The following is a 17,750-nucleotide window of genomic DNA, read 5'->3' on the forward strand; positions in this document are numbered from 1 at the left end:
CGGTTGTGGAGCTTGTCGGTGAGGAATTCACTATTCATTCGCTACGCCACGCAGAAGAGGGTTGCCTGCTTGCCAGGAAATTGACGTTGATTTCAATTTCACCGGCACGCAGGTCGATGATGGGGTGCACGGGAGATCCCTGCTGCCCAATGGCTGGAATTTCCTTGTCGTTCGCCACGATCACGACCTGCCAGGCGCCGACCGGGTGGTGGGAAGCCGATCGATGTCATCAGGGAGCACTTCGCTGGTTCATGCGGACTGCAGCGGTGGCCATGCTGACATCGGTGCCAGCGACGACAACCTGATCAAGCGTCGAGTATTACGAATCTGTTTTTCTGCCATATAAATTGAAAAGAAATAGAAAGACGATCGTTTGGCAATTTGAATGATTCTGTCATCAAAATGCGAAACTCGGTTCTTTAATACTTCGTGTATCAACTTTTACGTGATCTTTTTGTTGTTTTCGCGAGCCGGGTACATTCTCACGACTCGTTGCTGCCGCTAGAATTGCGGCGGCATGACGGGAAGCCGTTCCCGTGAGAGTGCAGGCCGCTGCGGGCTTGCAAAGAACAAGAAGACGGATAACGAATGAACATGAACGAAGTGGCTCAGGCGATTCGTGGCGGCCTGATCCAGCAGGACCGCCTGCTCAAGACAAGCATTCCGGCGTTGCCGGAGAATGCGCTGGTGCCACGACGAGCCGTGACTTGTTCCGAACTTGGCCGTGACTACAGCGTCACGCTCGATATGGTATCCACGGCAGGCGACATCGAGCTGAAAACGCTGATTGCCCAGCCGATGACACTCTGGATTCAGCAAGCGAACAAGTCCTATCGACCGCTCAACGGTTACATTCATACGGCTCGCAGACTGGGTGCCGACGGCAGCCTTTCGAGCTATCAATTGACCTTCGCTTCGTGGATGCATTTCCTCAAGTTCCGCAGCGATATGCGGTACTGGCAGGACAAGAGCGTCGACACCATCATCACGGACGTATTCAATGCGCATCCGCAAGCCCAAGGGCAATTCGAATTTGCTTTATTGAAGCCGCTGCCTCCGCGTTCGTATTGCCGCCAGAGCGAGACTGACTGGAATTTTGTCCATCGGTTGCTGGAGGAGGAGGGGCTGTTCGGTTTCTGGCGGCAGGATAAAGACGGGAAGTCGCATCGACTCGTCGTGACCGACGACGTCTACTCGCTCGATGAGATGTCTCCCAATTCAGTCGGTTTCTCCAGATCGGGTACGGGTGGAGAAACGGATGCTTTTACGCAGTGGGCGGGTTCGCGGACATTGCAAAGTGCCGTGCACACCACACGCACGTTCGACTACAAAGCGCCTTCGTCCTTCGCCAATCCCAAAGGCACGACGTTGCCGACGATGTCCGGCCAGGGGAGTTTGCCGGAGCAGGCCGAAGTTTACGAATACACGGGCGCTTATACGTATTTGGATCGCAATCGCGGTGAGCATCTCTCGAAGATGCACCTGGAGGAATGGGAATCCCGGGCAAAGCGATTTTTTGGCGTGGGCGGCGTGCGGGGAATCGATGCCGGCTGCCGTTTCGTGTTGACCGGGCATCCGGAGCATGACCGCGATTCGGCAGCTCAGCGTGAATTCGCCGCAATCAAGGTGCATCGGTATATCGAGAACAACCTGCCGCTGTCGAGTCATGAATCGAGCTTTCCGTACAGCCTGCAGGGCGAACTCGCCCAGGCCAAGCTCGCGCAGGCGGGCGGAGTCGTTGCACACGCTGACGGTTCAGTCGGCTTTTATCGGGTGGAGGTCGAGGCGCAGCGTGTGACGGTCCCGTATCGGAGCCCGTTCGAGCACAAGAAGCCGGCGATGGAACTGGAAACGGCAATCGTCGTCGGGCCGCAGGGCGAAGAGGTCTATACGGACGCGCTGAATCGAGTCAAGGTCATGTTCGTCTGGGACCGGCAAAACTCGGGAAATGCGAGCGCGTCGTGCTGGGTGAGAGTCGCCCAGTCGGACACGGGGGGCGGTTACGGGAGCGTTCACGTTCCACGTGTCGGCGAGGAAGTGCTGGTCGGTTACGTCGGTGGAGACTGTGACAGACCCATCGTCCTGCACCGTGTATACAACGGGAATGTTCAACCGCAGTGGCACAGTAACGGCATCCTTTCGGGTTACCGGTCGAAGGAGTATTCAGGGGCCGGTTATAACGAAATGGTTCTGGACGATGCGACGGGACAGAATCGCGCAAGACTGTTCAGCAGCAATGGCAACAGTTTGCTGCATCTGGGATACCTGATCGATCAGAACGGCAACGCGCGCGGCTCGTATCTGGGCTCGGGATTCGACCTGAAAACGGATGCGTATGGTGCCGTGCGAGCCGCACGGGGGTTGTACGTCACGACACATGCGAAACAGGCGAACAGTCAGCAACTCGACGTGCGCGAAGCCCAGCAGCAGCTCGTCGGCGCCGAAAGCACGATCGAAGCAATGTCGCGGGTAAGCCTGGCGCATCAGGCAGAAGGTCTCGCCGAAGCGCACGAATCGCTGAAGGCGTTTACCGATGCAACGCAAGGCAACGCGCAGGGCGTGCAGTCGGGCGGCAGAACGGCGGGCGGTGGCGCCGGCAACGCCAATGTTTTCAGGACCCCCGTCATGCTGCTCGCCAGCCCGTCCGGCGTTGCGTTGTCCACGCAGCAATCGGTCCATGTCGCGAGCGATCAGCAGACCAATCTGGTCAGCGGGCAAGGCATGTTCATCGCCAGCGGAAAGTCGCTCGTCGCGAGCGTCGCGGAGAAGATCAGTCTGTTCGTGCAGAACGCAGGGATGAAATTGTTCGCGGCGAAAGGCAAGGTCGAGATTCAGGCGCAGGGTGACCAGATGGCGCTTGCCGCGTTGAAGGATCTTACGATCACCAGCACCGATGGAAAGGTGGTGATCTCGGCGGCAAAGGAGGTCTGGATCGGCGCAGGCGGATCGTACATCCAGATCAATGGCAACGGGATCGTCAATGGTTCGCCGGGCACGATTCTGGAGCGGGCCGCGAGCTGGGATGTGCCTGGCCCGGATTCGGCGCGCATGCCTTTGCCGCCGATGCCCATACCCCAGAGCGCGGGCCCGTACAGCTTGCGATTCGATCTGTCGGGGGCGCTCGCAGATGGAGAAATACTCGGCAATGCACCGTACATGATCAAGGTCGGCGAGGATTCTCACTATTACGGAACGCTTGATCAGGATGGCATGACCGGCAGAATCTTCACGGAGTCGGAAGAGACGGTACAGGTCAGCGTGAGGAACGGCGATTGGACTCATCATTTGGACACGGTCCACGATGACCTGTTTTCTAGCGGAGATGGAGTGCAGGAATGACGCAGGAACACACTGAAAAAGTGCGATTGAAGGGATTCTTCGAAGTCCGTTCTTATCAGGCCCGGTTCAGATTTTTCTGGATGGTTTTGTTTTGTTCGGCGGCATTCGGTTGCAAGGCACAGAGCCAGGTTTCCGTGGCGGAAAATGTCACGCCGGCAAGCTCGGAATATAAAACCGAGATCTTCAATCTCGTGGATCCGGATGGAAGTCAGGCCGAAACCCCGGCCGGCCGGACGCTGTCGAGCGCGTTCGACCACTTTCTGAATGCGTCCGGCCTGGATGTGCAGATGCTTCGAAAACGCCTGCTGAGTGGCCCTGCGACACAAGGATCGCTCTGGCGGGTGGGCGATTCACGCGAGTGGCTCTACCATATTTGCCAGGCCAATCAGTGCAACGTTACGAACGTCGCGATGCTTTATGACGAACAGTCTCATCGCACCGCCGGACGCTTGCTGTATCGCTGCGCGCCGCAATGGCTGGGAAGTCCGAGCGCAGCTGAAAAGACGTTGATCGAGACGCAATATCCGATCAGGATCGATGCGGACGACGCTCGAATTTTTTGCAAGAAGAAGTGAACCATGAGCAAGGGCGGAATCAAGGAATTCCTGGGCGCACTCTTTCAGAGCGAGGGTGGCGGGAACTATCAGGTCATCAACAAGTACGGATACGTCGGTAAATATCAGTTTGGCGAGTCCGCGTTGAGCGATCTGGGTTATTACGTGTCGGACGGTACGTCTCCCATCATCAAATTGCCGAACCACCATACGAAGTTCCAGTATCAATGGAAAGGAACCTGGACCGGAAAGGATGGAATCCACAGTCTGGAGGATTTCAGGAACTCTCCCGATGAACAGGACGTGGCGGCTGTGTCATGGGTCCGGTTGCTTTGTTCGAGAGCTCGTCAGCAAGGTGCGGATCAATATGAGGGCAAGGTCATTGCCGGCATAACGATCACGCACTCCGGTATTGTCGGCGCGGCTCACCTCAAGGGTTTCGGAACAGCCAAGCATCCCGGCGTGATGAAATTCCTTGAATCGAATGGAGCCGACGATCCTTCGGATGCGAACGGCACTACGGTTTCAGACTACATCGACAAGTTCGGCGACTACGATCTCGGCTGCTGCTCGGGTGCACTGGGCGTTCAGTTCGTCAACAAGAAAAAACAGCCCGTTTCCGGCGTGCACTACCAGGTGAAGTCTGGAGGGAAAGTACTGCAGGAAGGCCATAGCGACGCGTCCGGAAAAATCAGTCAGCCCGTCAAGAACATTCCGTTCACACAGACGCTGGAGGTCTGGGTGAGGGAGGTGGAGACGAATCTCGAGCGGGCATGGACGGGTTCGCTTTCCGGCTCGTTTGCCACGTTGACGCTGACGAGTCCGCATAGCAAAGTCGAAGCCCGGACAAATTCGCATCCCGGGGCGCCGGGGGATCACCGACGGAATAGCAAGCTGGGCGCGTATACGGTCAAGAGCGGCGATTCGCTATGGAAAATTGCGCACCAGCACGGGACGAGCGTTGCCGAGCTCCGGCGAGTCAATCCAGGGCTGGACGGCAATTTGATCAAGCCGGGGCAGCAAATCAAGCTGCCGTCGAATGGTGCGGCGTCGGGAGCCGCGCGCTCTTCAGCGGCGGCATCTTCGACGCCGGTGTCGCCAGCGGCGGCGCACTCTCCAGCGGCGACATCGTCGGCACCCGTGCCGCCGGGAGCAACGTCCTCTCCAACGGCGGCATCTTCAACGCCTGCTTCGTCGGCCGAGCAGGCGGATGCGTCTTCTCCGGCCACGCATCAAGCGAAAGTGACCCGCAACGACAATGGTCATCCTGTTGCCGTGGCGCACGCGTCCGATGATGCGCCGCCGGACGGCGACCCCAAGCAGAAGATGTTCGAGATTTTGCGCAGGGACGCCAAGTACGGTAAGCGAAAGGCGAATTTCAGCGGGCCTGCCGCGGTCAAGAAGGCGAAGTTGGGGCAGCCGATCTACAGTGTCGCCAAAGCGCCCGGTGTGTCGACGATGGAGTGCTGGAAGTATGTGAAAATCGCGCTCATGGCTTCCGGCATGGTCGATTCGTACCCGCCACAGGTCGAAGCCAAGGATGCCGGAATCGATCTTGAAAAGGCTGGATTCAAAAACATTCTTTCCGACCCGTCCTATCGCATCGCCAGCCCCTATGATGCCCCCGAGGGTGCCGTGATCGTCTACGGTACGACCGATGGATCGACTCATGGTCACGCCGAGGTCGTACTGCCCGGACCGCTTTTCGCGAGTGATTACATCAGTCCGAATAGCAGGGTGATGCGCAAGGGCGAGAAACCCACGTTGATCGGAAAGGGTAGAAAGGTAACGGGAGTCTGGATCAAATGAAATGGAATGCCTGGTTTTTGATTTCTGGCGCAGTGCTTTCTTGCTGGGGGGCGACAGTTCTGGCCGATCAACGCAACGCCGATCCGTTCGTCGCGTTTCAGCAGCGGTTCGGCGGCAATCAGGAGTTCGTTTGCACGGCAAAGGGAGGGAAGAAGCTTTCCGTCAATGTTGGCGTGCCTCAGGCGGATGCCGATCAGATGAAGGTGGTGCCCCGCCAGGAGTGGGGCAATACCCTGTCGGTCTACCTCTCCGCTGGCGAGGGGAAGCCGATTGATTCGTCATGGGGAACGCCGGCATTCGATCAATCGATGAAGTTCATGTCGATACGGTTGCGGAACGGCAAGACGCTCGTTTTCGAGCGATTTCGAAATATCCCCGATCCCGATGCGGACGAAAAGCATCTCGATCGCAAACCGTACTTCAATCTGACGATTGATAGCGGAGCAAAGCTGCCTTGCAGTCAGGTCTTCAACTTGCCCTGACGCGTGAATATCTCGTTGATCCCGTTGCGGCAGTCGACAGGTTGCCGAATGAGGGAAACTCCATGATTGATCTGATTCGACTCGGCGACACCACTGACCACGGGGGCGAGGTCATTACCGCTTCGGAGACCATGCGCTACGGCGGACGGCGTGTGGCGCGCAAGGGCGACCTCGTGAAGTGTCCCCGGCATCCTGACGTGAATCCGAACGTGATTCTGGAAGGCGATGCCAAAATAACCGATCGCGGCATATGGGTCGCCCGACAGGGGCACCACGCTACGTGCGGGTGCGCGCTGATTTCGAGCATCCGGTAAGTTTGCTGTCCCTGCGGCGCAGTCAAAAGTCACGCGCATGATCGAACGGCCAAAAACGGCCGTGTGCGCACTGAACGTCGTGGTCGTATCGACCAACGTGGCTTGTGCCCGTGATCCGGGCACAAGGGAATGCCGCATTGAAGTCGACCGGACATCGGTCATTTGCTTCCCCCTGATCGCGGAGAGTGCTGTCCGGAGTGTGGCTGGGCCGTCAGGGAAGGGTGGCGCGCAGAGCCTGACAGCGTCCGATCGAATGGACTTCAAGCTGGAAAGGGGAACGTGCGGTTATCGATGTGGGCCATGCTCCGACAGGTCTTGTCGGCCGGCAATTGGCACATGCCGCGTCAGGCGGGTGATGAGGAAGGAACCACGACGAAAACCTCGTTGCGAGGCGGCTGGATCGTCGGAACCTTGACGCAAGGCGGGGACTGCTGAACTCGAAGCGCGGTAAAACCGCTTCTGGTGCCGACGGCGAGACTCGAACTCGCACAGCTTTCGCCACTACCCCCTCAAGATAGCGTGTCTACCAATTTCACCACGTCGGCACTGCATTGCACTGCAAGGGGCGCAATTGTAGCGTCACATTTCGCGTTTGTGAAGAGGGTGTGACACGATGGGCGGATGCGCGAAAGCGATCCCGGTAGAATTCGGGCGATCGACCCGATGGCCGCCGCAACCGCAACCCGTTTTCTCCGCGTGACACATACCCTCGAACAACTGCAGGCCGGGCAACTGGCCGGCACACGGCAACTCAAGCTCGCATGCGGGTTGACGGCCTTTCCGCGCGAGATTTTCGATCTTGCCGACACGCTCGAAGTGCTCGACCTGACCGGCAATGCGCTCACCGCGCTGCCGGACGACCTGCCGCGCCTGCATCGCCTGCGCATCCTGTTCGCGTCCGGCAACCGCTTCACCGCGTTCCCCGGCGTGCTCGGCGCGTGCGAACAACTCGACATGATCGGCTTCAAGGCGAACCGGATTCAAACCGTGCCGCGTGGATCGCTGCCGCGCGCATTGCGCTGGCTGATCCTCACCGACAACGCAATCGACGAGTTGCCCGCCGATATCGGCGATTGCTCGCGCTTGCAAAAGCTGATGCTCGCCGGCAACCGGCTGCGCACGCTGCCGGCCGGGCTGGCCGCCTGCCGCGCGCTCGAACTGGTGCGCCTGTCGGCGAATCACCTGGACGAACTGCCGGACTGGCTGCTGCGGATGCCGCGGCTGGCGTGGCTTGCTGCCGCCGGCAATCCGTTCGGCGCGGCACCGGAAGCCGTGGCGTCGGCGGAGCCGGATGTCGCGGACGTCGATTGGGCATCGCTCGCATGCGGGCAGAAGCTCGGTGAAGGCGCATCGGGCGTGATTTACCGCGCGCAATGGACGGCGGATAACCGTGCGCCGCGCGCGGTCGCCGTCAAGCTGTTCAAGGGCGCGGTGACGAGCGACGGCCTGCCCGATTGCGAAATGGCCGCATGCTTGCATGCCGGCCGCCACCCGAACATGATCCCGGTGATCGGCAAGGTGCGCGGGCACCCGGACGGCACGCACGGCCTCGTGATGGAACTCGTCGATCCCGCGCTGACGAATCTCGCGGGGCCGCCGAGCTTCGCGACCTGCACGCGCGACGTGTATGCCGACAGCACGGGATTCGAGCCTGCCGCGGCGCTGCGGATCGCGCACGGCATCGCGTCGGTCGCGGGCCATCTGCACGAACGCGGCATCATGCACGGCGACCTGTATGCGCACAACATCCTGCACGACGGCGCCGGTGGCGCGTTGCTCGGCGATTTCGGCGCGGCGTCGCTCTACGACGTGAGCGACCGCATGCGTGGTGCGCGGTTCGAACGGCTCGAGGTGCGCGCGTTCGGTTACCTGCTCGGCGAGTTGCTCGATCGATGCGGGCAGCAGGCGTGGGCCGGCCGGCGCTCGCTCGACGCACTGGCGGCCGCCTGTTTGAACGAGGATGTCGACGCGCGGCCGTCGTTCGTGGAGATCACCGCCGCGCTGGCTGCGCAAACACGCTGACGGGACGGCGCAGCAAGTTCGGTCTCGGCAATACGAGCGCTTACGCCTGCCGCGCAGTCAGCAGCTTGATCCCGAGCCCGACGAACAGCAGCCCGCTGGCGCGCTTGAGCGCACGCACCGCGCGGCTCATGCCGAAGCCGCGATGGAACCGGCGCACGCCGGCCGAATAGATGCTGTGAACGATCACGACGGTGCACGCGATCGTCGCGTACATCACGACGAACTGCAGCGCGAGCGGGCGGTCGTGCACGATGAACTGCGGCATGAACGCCGACAGGAAGATCATCGTCTTCGGGTTGCTGCCCGACACGAACAGCGCTTCGCGGAACAGCTTCCCGCGGTCGGGCGCGGCGAGCTCCGCCGCGCCGGTCGACGCGCCGGCCTTGCGATCGCCGCGCAGTTGCCTGACGCCCAGGACCATCAGGTACGCGGCGCCAGTCACCTTCATCGCGACGAACAGCGGCGGCATCGCGGCGAGCACTGCGCCGACGCCGAGTGCGACGAGCACCACGACCACGCCCTGCGCGACGAGATTGCCCGCGATCGTCGCGGCCGTGCCGTGAGTGCCGTAGCGCACCGTGTTGCGGATGACGAGCAGCACGTTGGGGCCCGGCGACAGCGTCGTGGCGAGATAGGCTGCGGCAAACAGCATCCAGGTCTGAAAGGACATGCGGCGCTCCGAGAGGCGGTTCCGGCGGGCGGGATGACGCGATGATGCCACGCCAATATATGGCCCGGGCTTGCCCGGAACCGTGCCGTCGCGGCGCGTCAGCGTGCGTCGCGCATGCAGTACGCGGGGATCGACGGCGGCGTATCGATCGCGGCGGGCCGCGTCATCCACGCGATCCATCCGGCCCATATCCCGCAGACGATCAGCACGGCGACGTTCAGCGGCGTCCGGTAGCGGACGATCAGGTCGGCCAGCGGCAGGCGGTGTTTCATGTGCGTCTCCTTCGATCGGGGGCGGGTGGCGTTACTGACCGGCGTAGGTTGGCGCCTTGGCGTCGCAGGTCACGGATACCGTCGAGCCGTCCGCGAAACGCAGCCGGAACGGCACCTTCGCGCCGGGCGCGACGGCCTGGCGCGGCTGCTCCAGCATCACGTGATAGCTCTTCGGCTTGAAGGTCACCGTGCCGTGCGCGGGCACTTCGACGGCGTCGACGTGAACCATCTTCGCGGTGCTGCCGTTCGTTTGCGTTTCATGCAGCATCGCCATTCCGTATGCGGGCGTGTCGAGGCCCGTCAGCGTGACGGGCGCGTCGCCGTCGTTCTTCAGCGTGAAGTAGCCGGACGACGGCACGGTCGCCGGCATCGCACGGATCCAGCAGTTTTCTGCCTGTACGGCCGGCGCGGCGAACGTGGCGGGTGCCTGCAACGCGAGCAGTGCGAACAGCAGGCCGGTCGGAATCGAGCGTTTCATGGTTGGTTCTCCTGATGGGTGGATGCGGCGGGTATCGGCGGCGACGCGCTCGGCACTAAACGCCGATGCGCATCGCGAACGTCATTTCAGCGTGAACGCGTAGTGGCCTTGCGTGCGATGGCCATCGCTGGCCACCGCGATCCACGCGACCGTGTACGTGCCGGCGGTCAGGCTGGCCAGCGCGACGTGCATGCGTTTCCGGTTGCCGGCGTCGACGGACGATTTCCCGTCGGCGACCGACTGCCCGTGGCTGTCGGTCACGGCGATCGAGCTGAAAGCGGGCTCGAGCGCCTCGCTGAAACCGATCGAGACCGCATGCGGCGCGGTTGAGAGCGTGGCGCCGGCGGCCGGTTCCTGCGTCTTCGGGAGTGCGTGTGCGTGGGCGACCTGGATGGCGACGAAGCCGAGTGCGGCGAGCGTGCCGCGAGTGAAAGTGGCGGTTTTCATGGTCGAGTGTGCGAGTGGCGAATCGGATGAAGCAACACGGATTCGACGGACGGATGCACGCGCACCATCGCAGCAGCACCGATGGCGGCCGACGCCGGCGCGAAACTGCGCGGCCGGGCGTTTGCCCGCAGGCGAATGCCGGCGCGACGGTACGCACCGGCAGCAAGCGGCCGCACGCACGGTACGACGCCGCGCGCAACACGGTGAGTCATGATCGTCCTTCGAAACGTGACACGTCGCGCACGCCGGCGGCGTGCGCGAGCCGCGCGATGCGCTACGGCATCACGGGCGTTGACGACGAATCAGGACGTGAACGGAGGGGCGCGCGGTTGCGCGGCCGTGAGCGGCAGCGCGCGGCGCAGGCTTTCGAAGCGGGTCGCTTCGCGATGCTGAATGATGTGCACGTTGGCCGCGAACGTCAGTTCGGGCGCGGGCAGGGCGGGCGTATGGGCGAGCAGGTTGCAATAGCCGCATGCCTGGAGGTGGGCCTGCAGGCTCTTTCGCGACGCATCGGCGGAGCGCTCGCCGGTGGCCGGCGCGGCCGTGCAGTAGCCGGCCAGCAGCGTATCGACGCGCTGCTGCGTCGTCAGGGCCTGCGAGATCGTCGGCGCGAGCGCCGTCATCAGGATGGCGAGCATCCCGATCAGACTGCCGATCTTCCGGAGACGACGACTCAGCATGCGATGCGCGGCGGCGTAGGGGCGACGATGGAGCGGATTATGCCACGCACGTCGAGTCGCATGTCGGCACGGCGGTGCGGCGTTGCGGCGTTGCGGCGCGCTACGCGTGCCTGGCCAGGTATTTCGCGATCAGGGTCATCTGCGCGGCCCAGCCCTGATCGTTCATCTCGCGCGCCTTCGCGCGGCGCGTTTCGATCAACTGATCGAAGCCCGTTTCGGTGACCGTGAGCAGCGTGCCGCCGGCCTGCGCCGCGAGCGCGAACGTGACGAGCGTCATCGGCTCGGATGTGTAATCGACATTCGGGTCGATCGCGAACGGATGCCAGCGAAAGGAGAACAGTTGCTTCGGCTCGACGCGATCGACGACGATTTCGAACACAGTGCCCGCATAGGGCTCTTGCGCCTTGGCGACGTCGTCGTCGACGCGGGTCGGCGTGATGCGGCCGAACAGCGGCTGCCCGGCCGCGAACGGCCCGTCGAACGAGACGCCGAACCACCGGCCGAATTCGCCTGAATTGCTGACGGCTTCCCACACGCGGTCGGGCGATGCGTTGAGCAGGGCCTGTTTTTCGATGCGATCGGTTTGCTGGGTCATGACGTTCTCCACACAGGATCAACCTTTGCCGGACGGCACGCGCGACCGCGGGCCGCGTCTAGTCGAGCATGACCGCGTCGGGCACGTCGAGCACGAGGTCCGACGTCGCGACGGCCACGCACGGCAGCGTATAGCCGTCGGCCTTTTCCTCGCGGCTCAGCCCCGGCCATTCGATCGTGTAGCGTACGCTGCCGCTGACGATCCGGCAAAGGCAGCTTCGGCATGTGCCGTTGCGGCACGAACGCGGCAGCGACACGCGCGCGAACGCGGCGGCTTCGAGCAGCGTGAGCGAATCGGGCGCATCGAAGGTCGCGCCGAGCGGCTCGATGCGCACGAGGGGAGGGTGTTCCGGATGGGTCATGGCGAAGGCGGGCGGCGATTCGGCGGCAACGCGCCAAGCATACCCGAACGGGCTGACGGCCGGCGTCAATGCCGGCGCAGATGCCGGTACACGGTATTGCGGGCGAGGCCGAGCTCGCGCGCGGCCGCCGACACGTTGCCGCCATGCCGTGCCAGCACGGCATCGATCACTGCGGCCTGATGGTGTTGCAGCGTCGTGCCTTCATGCGGGCCTGCCGACGCAGCCGGTGCCGCGGATGACGGCGCCGCCGGCGCGTCGTCGCAGTCGAGCCAGAAATCGTCGGGCAAATGGGTGAGCGTGATTTCGTCTTCGTCCTCGGCTAGCATGCCGGCCGTGCGCAGCACGTTGGTCATCTGGCGCAGGTTGCCGGGCCAGCGGTGGCGCGCGAACGCGTCGAGCACGTCGGCCGCGATGCGGCGCGGCATCGGTTCGCTGCGTGCAAGCCGCGCGAGAATCCGCTCGACGAGCGCGGGCAGGTCCGTGCGTGCGGCGAGCGCCGGCAGCGTGACCGCGAGCCCGTTGATCCGGTAGAACAGGTCTTCGCGGAACGTGCCTTCCGCGATCATCGCGCGCAGGTCGCGATGGGTCGCGCAGACCACGCGCACGTCGACCGGCACCGCGCGCGCGCCGCCGAGCGGCATCACCGCGCGTTCCTGCAGCACGCGCATCAGCCGGACCTGCTGCGCGAGCGGCATGTCGCCGATTTCGTCGAGAAACAGCGTGCCGCCATCGGCCTGCACGATCTTGCCGGGGCTGCCGCGCTTGCGCGCGCCGGTGAACGCGCCGTCCTCATAGCCGAACAGCTCGGCCTCGATCAGCGAATCGGGCAGCGCCGCGCAGTTGACCGCGACGAACGGGCCGTCCGCGCGAGGCGATGCCTGGTGCAGTGCGCGGGCGAGCCATTCCTTGCCGGTGCCGGTCTGGCCGAGGATCAACAGCGGCAGGTCGCGCCCGCGGATCTTCGCGACGCGTTCGAGCACGGCGGCCATGCGTGCGTCGCCCGTGTCGAGCGTCGCGAACGTGATCGCATCGGGGTCCGCTGTGCGCACGCGTGCGGCGGGTGCGGGCGGCGTGACGGCAACGGCGGTCTTGTGCGCTTCCGCGAATTCGCAGCGCGCCAGCACGCGTACGCCGGTCGACAGCGTGAGGCGGAACATCGCACCGGGTGCGCGTGCTGCCTGCTGCGCGAGCTGGCTGAAGCGCATGCCGAACAGCGCGTCGCTGGCCTGATGTTGCAGTGCGTCGAACGACGCGCCGAGCTGGAATTGTGCGCTGCGGTTCGCGGCGATCAGCCCGCCGTCGGGGCCGAAGGCGACGAGCCCGGCGAACAGCGAATCGACGCATTCCTCGTGCGCATGAAAGCGCAGCCGCAGGGCTTCCGCGCACTGGTTCGCGAACAGGTGGTTCTCGATCAGTTGCGCGGACATCCGCACGAGCGCGAGCGTGTGCGGGCTCGAGCCGCGCGGATCGCCGCTGACGTCGAGCGTGCCGAGCGTGCGGCCGAACGGGTCGAAGATCGGCGCGCACGAGCAGGTGAGGATGTGGTTGGCGCGCAGGAAGTGTTCGTCGCCGTGCACGGCGACGGCCTGGCCCGATGCGAGCGCGGTGCCGATCGCGTTGGTGCCGCGTGCGCCTTCCGCCCACGAAACGCCCGTGCACAGCGCGACGCGGTTGGCTTTTTCGATGAAGTCCGCGTCGCCGATGCTGTGCAGGATGACGCCGTCCGCGTCGGTCAGCAGCACGAGGCTTTGCGTGTCGGCGATTTGCGCGTGGAGGTTCTCCATGACCGGGCGGGCGTGCGAGAACAGCGCGTGATTCGTGTCGAGCAGTTCGCGCAGCGCGATGCGCGACAGCGGCGAGAAATCGGGACGTTCGTGCGCGCGCAGGCCGACCGCGGTCGAACGCGCATGCGCCTGCGCGAGCAGGTCGGTGCGACCCGCGGTGGCGGGCAGCACGAAAGGTTGCGGCATGACTTGTCTCCTGTCGACCAGAGTTAGCGCTTTAGCGCTTACTCTGGTCCCATGCTTCGCGGTCGACCCGAGTTGGCGCTTTAGCGTTTACTCTGGTCCCATGCTTCGCGGTCGGCCAGAGTTGGCGCTTTAGCGTTTACTCTGGTCCCATGCTTCGCGGTCGGCCCGAGTTGGCTTTTTAGCGCTTACTCTGGTCCCATGCTTCGCGGTCAGCCCGAGTTGGCTTTTCAGCGCTTACTCGGACCCCATGTTTCGCAGTCGACCCAAGTTAGCACTCGAGCCCCTGCTTCACGGTCGACCCGGGTTCCCACTCCAGCGCCACCCGAGCCCCACGCTCCTCGAATCCGGCCGATCCGGCACACACGTGCTCGCCGGATTCCTCTACCGGTTCCCGCCTGCGCGTGCGGCGCACCATCGACGCGCGAACGCCGGCCATCCGGGCACACATCATCATACAAGCGCCGCGTGCGATGTGCGACCGCGTATAAAATCCACTTGCTTTTAAATGCCCGCCTGCAATGATGGAAACGGAGCACGCACGCGCCGTGTTCCGCATTGCAACATGCATGCGACGTGACATGCATCCGTTCGGGAGACGCATCATGGTTCGGACGGAACTGAGAGTCGTGCTGGCGGCCATCGCCACATTCATCATGCTGGGCGGCATTGCCGTGGCGATCCACGGGCTGCTGTTCGATCTGACCGATGCGGTGCGATACGGGGCGGCCGCGATTGCGGTCGGCGCCACGACGGCCGCAATCGCGCTCAACGTTTGGCCCAACGACCCTCACTGACGCCGGTTTCCGAAACGGTGCCGGATGCCGCGCTGATCAGATGAAATGCGCGTCGGAACGACGCACGCCGTAAATTTTGTCTCCCGCGCGAAACCGTCTAAAGTGGAAAGCAACCGGCATGCATTACCCGCGCCATTACCCGCGGGCCGTGCCCCGCCGGCGAGCCCGCGTACATTTCGTCCGGCCGGTGGCGGACGACGGACGCGGTCATTCGTTTTCTACCGGTCGAGGCGGGTCCCATGCAAATCCATTTCACGAACGAGAAGCCCGAGTATTCGGGGCGCGACCTGATGCTTGCGTTCACGGCGTTGGTGAATGGCGAGCGCGTTCAATGTCAGATCACCGCCGAGGCGCTGGAAGACCACTTCGGTGCGGCTTCGCCGCGCTTCGAGGACATGGTCGGTGCATTCGACCAGCACCGCGACCGTATCGAGGCGGCTGCACGGCGCCTGCTGTCGGAGACGCGCGCGCAATGCGTGACGCTGCGCAGCGGCTACGTCCGCTTCTACGAGGCCAACTGGCGCTGACGACACGACGCCCGTCCTGCTGCGCGCGTCGCTGAACGCCGCGCACGCGAAGACGTTGCCTTTCATGCGATGCCGTTCGGCGGGCCGCACCGGATTGCTGCCGCGCCCGGCCGGCTGCTAGTGTGCCGGCACGACCCGGCGTATCGATTCGTCAGGATCGCAGAGAAAATCATTCGAATCAGGCGTTGAAACTCGATCCGGCGAACCGGCTGGCGCTCGAGGCAACGGGCATCGCGGCGATCCGCGGCAACCGGCCCGATGCGGCGGTCGGGATCTTCGAGGGCATGAACCGCGCGTATCCCGACGACGCTCACGTGATCGCCAACCTGGCGGTCGCCTATCGCCGCACCGGGCGGATCGATGACGCGATGCAGTTGTACCGCCGCGTCAAGGCGCTGGATCCGCCGCTGGCGCAGCGGCTGTACGACGAGGAACTCAAGGGCGTCGCGACGCCGTGATGCGCGCGGGCGGGCCCGCGCGACCCGCCCAACGAAAACGCCACCCGAAGGTGGCGTTCGTTCGTCGTGCATCGCGCCGAAGCGCGACCGTCACTCGCTGCCGAGATAGAAGAAGCGGAACAGGAACACGGCCGCGATGATCCACACGATCGGCTTGACCGAGCGGGCCTGGCCCGTCAGCAGCTTGAGGCCGCCGTAAGCGATGAAACCGAACGCGACGCCGTTCGCGATCGAGTACGTGAACGGCATCAGCAGCGCGGTGAGCGCGGCCGGCACGGCTTCCGTTGCATCGTCCCACGGCACCTCGACCATCTCGCGCAGCATCAGGCACGACACGTACAGCAGTGCCGGTGCCGTCGCATATGCCGGCACGACGCCGGCGAGCGGCGCGATGAACAGGCACGCGAGGAACAGCACCGCGACGGTGATGGCCGTCACGCCCGTGCGGCCGCCGGCCTGCACGCCCGATGCGCTTTCGATATACGCGGTGGTCGACGACGTGCCGAGCACCGAGCCCGCGACGATCGCCGTGCTGTCGGCGAGCAGCGCCTTGTTCAGGCGGTTCATCTTGCCTTCGACGAGCAGGCCCGCGCGGTTCGCGACGCCCATCAGCGTGCCGGTCGCATCGAACAGCTCGACGAGGAAGAACACGAGGATCACGTTGATGATGCCGGTCGACAGCGCGGCGCCGATGTCGAGCTTGAACAGCGTCGCATCGATCGACGGCGGCGCGGAGAACACGCCGTGGAACTGGTTGCCGCCGAAGAAGAACGACAGGATCGTCACGCCGATGATGCCGATCAGGATCGCGCCGCGCACGCGCAGGTGGTCGAGCGTGACGATCGTGAAGAAGCCGATGATCGCGAGGATCGTCGTGGGCTTGTGCAGGTCGCCGAGCGTGACGAGCGTGGCCGGGTTGCCGACGATCACGCCCGACGTCTTCAGCGAGATGATGCCGAGGAACAGGCCGATACCCGCGGTGATCGAGATCCGCAGCGATTTCGGAATGCCGTTGACGATCGCCTCGCGCACGCGGAACAGCGTGACGAGCAGGAACAGGCAGCCGGAGATGAACACCGCGCCCAGCGCGGCCTGCCACGTGAAGCCCATCCCCTTGACGACCGTGTACGCGAAATACGCGTTCAGGCCCATGCCGGGCGCGCATGCGATCGGGTAGTTCGCGTACAGCCCCATGATGATCGATGCCAGCGCCGCGACGAGGCAGGTCGCGACGAACACGGATTCCTTCGGCATGCCGGCGTCGCCGAGGATCGCGGGGTTGACGAAGATGATGTAGGCCATCGTCAGGAACGTGGTGACGCCCGCGAGTATTTCGGTGCGGAAGTCGGTGCCGGCTTCAGCGAAGCCGAAATACCGCTTGATGGATTCCATGAAGGCGTTTCTCCGGTCGGGTTGTCGTGTTGCTTGTTGTGCCGAATTGTTGTACAGGCAGCGGCCGGCCTAATGTAACCAGCCACTATTGCCCGGCTATCGGCGGATTGTAATAGCGCGGATAGCTCGGACGATATAGTTGGAGGGCACGATCGCAAGATCGGTCGGCTGCCCGCGCGCGAACGGTCTGGCAGCCCGGCCGCGCGGCGAAGGCGCGCATTTTACCGGTTCGGGTGGAACGAACCGGAAGAAATGGCGGAAACGGGAGCAAGGCAAGGAAGCAAGGCAAGGAAGCAACACCAGCGAACGGAGCCGGCCGATGCGTGCGCAACAACGAGAGAAGCGAGTGCAAGCCGGACGTGCAGGCGGACGCACAAAGCGGCGCGCGAGGCGGGTGCGGGATGACATCCGGCTGAAACGGAGCGCCCGCATGCTGCACGAACGTGGGGCAGGCAGCACGTGCGCGGCCGGTGCAGAGACCCGGCAGCGGCGTGCAGCCGCCATTCTTCAGTCCAGGCGGTTGCCGATATCGGGCTATCGTGCGCCGAAGCCGTCCCGCCCGCAACTGTCATGTCGTGATGCGGGG

General features: G+C 63.7%; 19 protein-coding genes and 1 tRNA gene. 9 read left to right on the forward strand and 11 right to left on the reverse strand.

All coding sequences use genetic code 11. The features are described 5' to 3' along the window. Positions 1 to 34: 34 nt before the first annotated feature. Positions 35 to 178 (reverse strand): hypothetical protein, encoded by a 144-nt coding sequence (locus E9536_RS41455; RefSeq protein WP_155687493.1) that lies wholly within the window; start codon positions 176 to 178, stop codon positions 35 to 37. 410 nt (positions 179 to 588) lie between these two features. Between E9536_RS41455 and E9536_RS18635 the strand changes: the two genes are divergently transcribed. The 5 genes from E9536_RS18635 to E9536_RS18655 all read left to right on the forward strand — a co-directional run bounded on the left by E9536_RS18635 (position 589) and on the right by E9536_RS18655 (position 6,498). Further along, the gene (locus E9536_RS18635; protein WP_136470368.1) at positions 589 to 3,339 is read left to right on the forward strand and encodes a type VI secretion system Vgr family protein; all 2,751 of its coding nucleotides are present in this window, start codon (positions 589 to 591) and stop codon (positions 3,337 to 3,339) included. Continuing rightward, positions 3,336 to 3,914, forward strand: a complete 579-nt coding sequence (locus tag E9536_RS18640) for a hypothetical protein (protein ID WP_060312699.1) — start codon at positions 3,336 to 3,338, stop codon at positions 3,912 to 3,914. Before E9536_RS18635 ends, E9536_RS18640 begins: the two co-directional genes overlap by 4 nt. 3 nt (positions 3,915 to 3,917) lie before the next feature. Then, positions 3,918 to 5,702: a LysM domain-containing protein gene (locus E9536_RS18645; protein WP_136470369.1), complete on the forward strand. Its 1,785-nt coding sequence runs from the start codon at positions 3,918 to 3,920 to the stop codon at positions 5,700 to 5,702. Continuing rightward, positions 5,699 to 6,184 (forward strand): hypothetical protein, encoded by a 486-nt coding sequence (locus tag E9536_RS18650; protein WP_124671677.1) that lies wholly within the window; start codon positions 5,699 to 5,701, stop codon positions 6,182 to 6,184. Before E9536_RS18645 ends, E9536_RS18650 begins: the two co-directional genes overlap by 4 nt. Before the next feature lie 62 nt (positions 6,185 to 6,246). Then, positions 6,247 to 6,498: a PAAR domain-containing protein gene (locus E9536_RS18655; protein WP_060312694.1), complete on the forward strand. Its 252-nt coding sequence runs from the start codon at positions 6,247 to 6,249 to the stop codon at positions 6,496 to 6,498. 460 nt (positions 6,499 to 6,958) lie between these two features. Here the strand turns inward: E9536_RS18655 and E9536_RS18660 are convergent. Further along, positions 6,959 to 7,043, reverse strand: a tRNA-Leu gene (locus E9536_RS18660). Positions 7,044 to 7,194: 151 nt separating this feature from the next. Between E9536_RS18660 and E9536_RS18665 the strand changes: the two genes are divergently transcribed. After that, a complete protein-coding gene (locus tag E9536_RS18665) occupies positions 7,195 to 8,520 on the forward strand; it encodes a leucine-rich repeat-containing protein kinase family protein (protein WP_136470370.1) in 1,326 nt (441 codons plus the stop codon). Between the two features lie 40 nt (positions 8,521 to 8,560). Here the strand turns inward: E9536_RS18665 and E9536_RS18670 are convergent, their stop codons facing one another. The 8 genes from E9536_RS18670 to E9536_RS18700 all read right to left on the reverse strand — a co-directional run bounded on the left by E9536_RS18670 (position 8,561) and on the right by E9536_RS18700 (position 13,993). Then, positions 8,561 to 9,190 (reverse strand): LysE family translocator, encoded by a 630-nt coding sequence (locus E9536_RS18670; RefSeq protein ID WP_136470371.1) that lies wholly within the window; start codon positions 9,188 to 9,190, stop codon positions 8,561 to 8,563. A gap of 98 nt (positions 9,191 to 9,288) precedes the next feature. Next, on the reverse strand, positions 9,289 to 9,462 hold the full coding sequence (locus tag E9536_RS41460) for a hypothetical protein (protein WP_021163271.1): 174 nt from the start codon (positions 9,460 to 9,462) through the stop codon (positions 9,289 to 9,291). A 31-nt stretch (positions 9,463 to 9,493) separates the two neighbouring features. Then, a complete protein-coding gene (locus E9536_RS18675) occupies positions 9,494 to 9,940 on the reverse strand; it encodes a copper chaperone PCu(A)C (RefSeq protein WP_136470372.1) in 447 nt (148 codons plus the stop codon). An 81-nt stretch (positions 9,941 to 10,021) separates the two neighbouring features. Then, positions 10,022 to 10,387, reverse strand: a complete 366-nt coding sequence (locus E9536_RS18680; RefSeq protein ID WP_136470373.1) for a copper resistance protein CopC — start codon at positions 10,385 to 10,387, stop codon at positions 10,022 to 10,024. A 302-nt stretch (positions 10,388 to 10,689) separates the two neighbouring features. After that, on the reverse strand, positions 10,690 to 11,067 hold the full coding sequence (locus E9536_RS18685) for a DUF2946 domain-containing protein (protein WP_136470374.1): 378 nt from the start codon (positions 11,065 to 11,067) through the stop codon (positions 10,690 to 10,692). Positions 11,068 to 11,167: 100 nt separating this feature from the next. Further along, positions 11,168 to 11,662 (reverse strand): SRPBCC family protein, encoded by a 495-nt coding sequence (locus E9536_RS18690; RefSeq protein WP_136470375.1) that lies wholly within the window; start codon positions 11,660 to 11,662, stop codon positions 11,168 to 11,170. Between the two features lie 58 nt (positions 11,663 to 11,720). Further along, entirely contained in the window at positions 11,721 to 12,023 is a 303-nt protein-coding gene (locus E9536_RS18695; RefSeq protein ID WP_027789629.1) for a 2Fe-2S iron-sulfur cluster-binding protein, read from the reverse strand. 65 nt (positions 12,024 to 12,088) lie between these two features. Further along, complete coding sequence (locus E9536_RS18700) at positions 12,089 to 13,993, reverse strand: sigma-54-dependent Fis family transcriptional regulator (protein ID WP_136470376.1); 1,905 nt, start codon at positions 13,991 to 13,993, stop codon at positions 12,089 to 12,091. A gap of 518 nt (positions 13,994 to 14,511) precedes the next feature. Here E9536_RS18700 and E9536_RS18710 point away from each other — a divergent pair. From E9536_RS18710 to E9536_RS18720, 3 genes are all read left to right on the forward strand, one after another. Next, positions 14,512 to 14,787 carry a DUF2964 family protein gene (locus tag E9536_RS18710; protein WP_021163278.1) on the forward strand — a complete coding sequence of 92 codons (276 nt, stop codon included), beginning with the start codon at positions 14,512 to 14,514 and terminating at the stop codon, positions 14,785 to 14,787. 239 nt (positions 14,788 to 15,026) lie between these two features. Next, on the forward strand, positions 15,027 to 15,314 hold the full coding sequence (locus tag E9536_RS18715) for a DUF1488 domain-containing protein (RefSeq protein ID WP_011354308.1): 288 nt from the start codon (positions 15,027 to 15,029) through the stop codon (positions 15,312 to 15,314). A gap of 185 nt (positions 15,315 to 15,499) precedes the next feature. Then, complete coding sequence (locus E9536_RS18720) at positions 15,500 to 15,772, forward strand: tetratricopeptide repeat protein (RefSeq protein ID WP_247873465.1); 273 nt, start codon at positions 15,500 to 15,502, stop codon at positions 15,770 to 15,772. 90 nt (positions 15,773 to 15,862) lie between these two features. On the opposite strand, the gene E9536_RS18725 is transcribed toward E9536_RS18720, so the two are convergent. Then, complete coding sequence (locus tag E9536_RS18725) at positions 15,863 to 17,164, reverse strand: NCS2 family permease (RefSeq protein ID WP_021163282.1); 1,302 nt, start codon at positions 17,162 to 17,164, stop codon at positions 15,863 to 15,865. Positions 17,165 to 17,750 lie beyond the last annotated feature (586 nt).

Source organism: Burkholderia sp. LS-044 (assembly GCF_004803625.1).
GTDB lineage: Bacteria > Pseudomonadota > Gammaproteobacteria > Burkholderiales > Burkholderiaceae > Burkholderia > Burkholderia cepacia.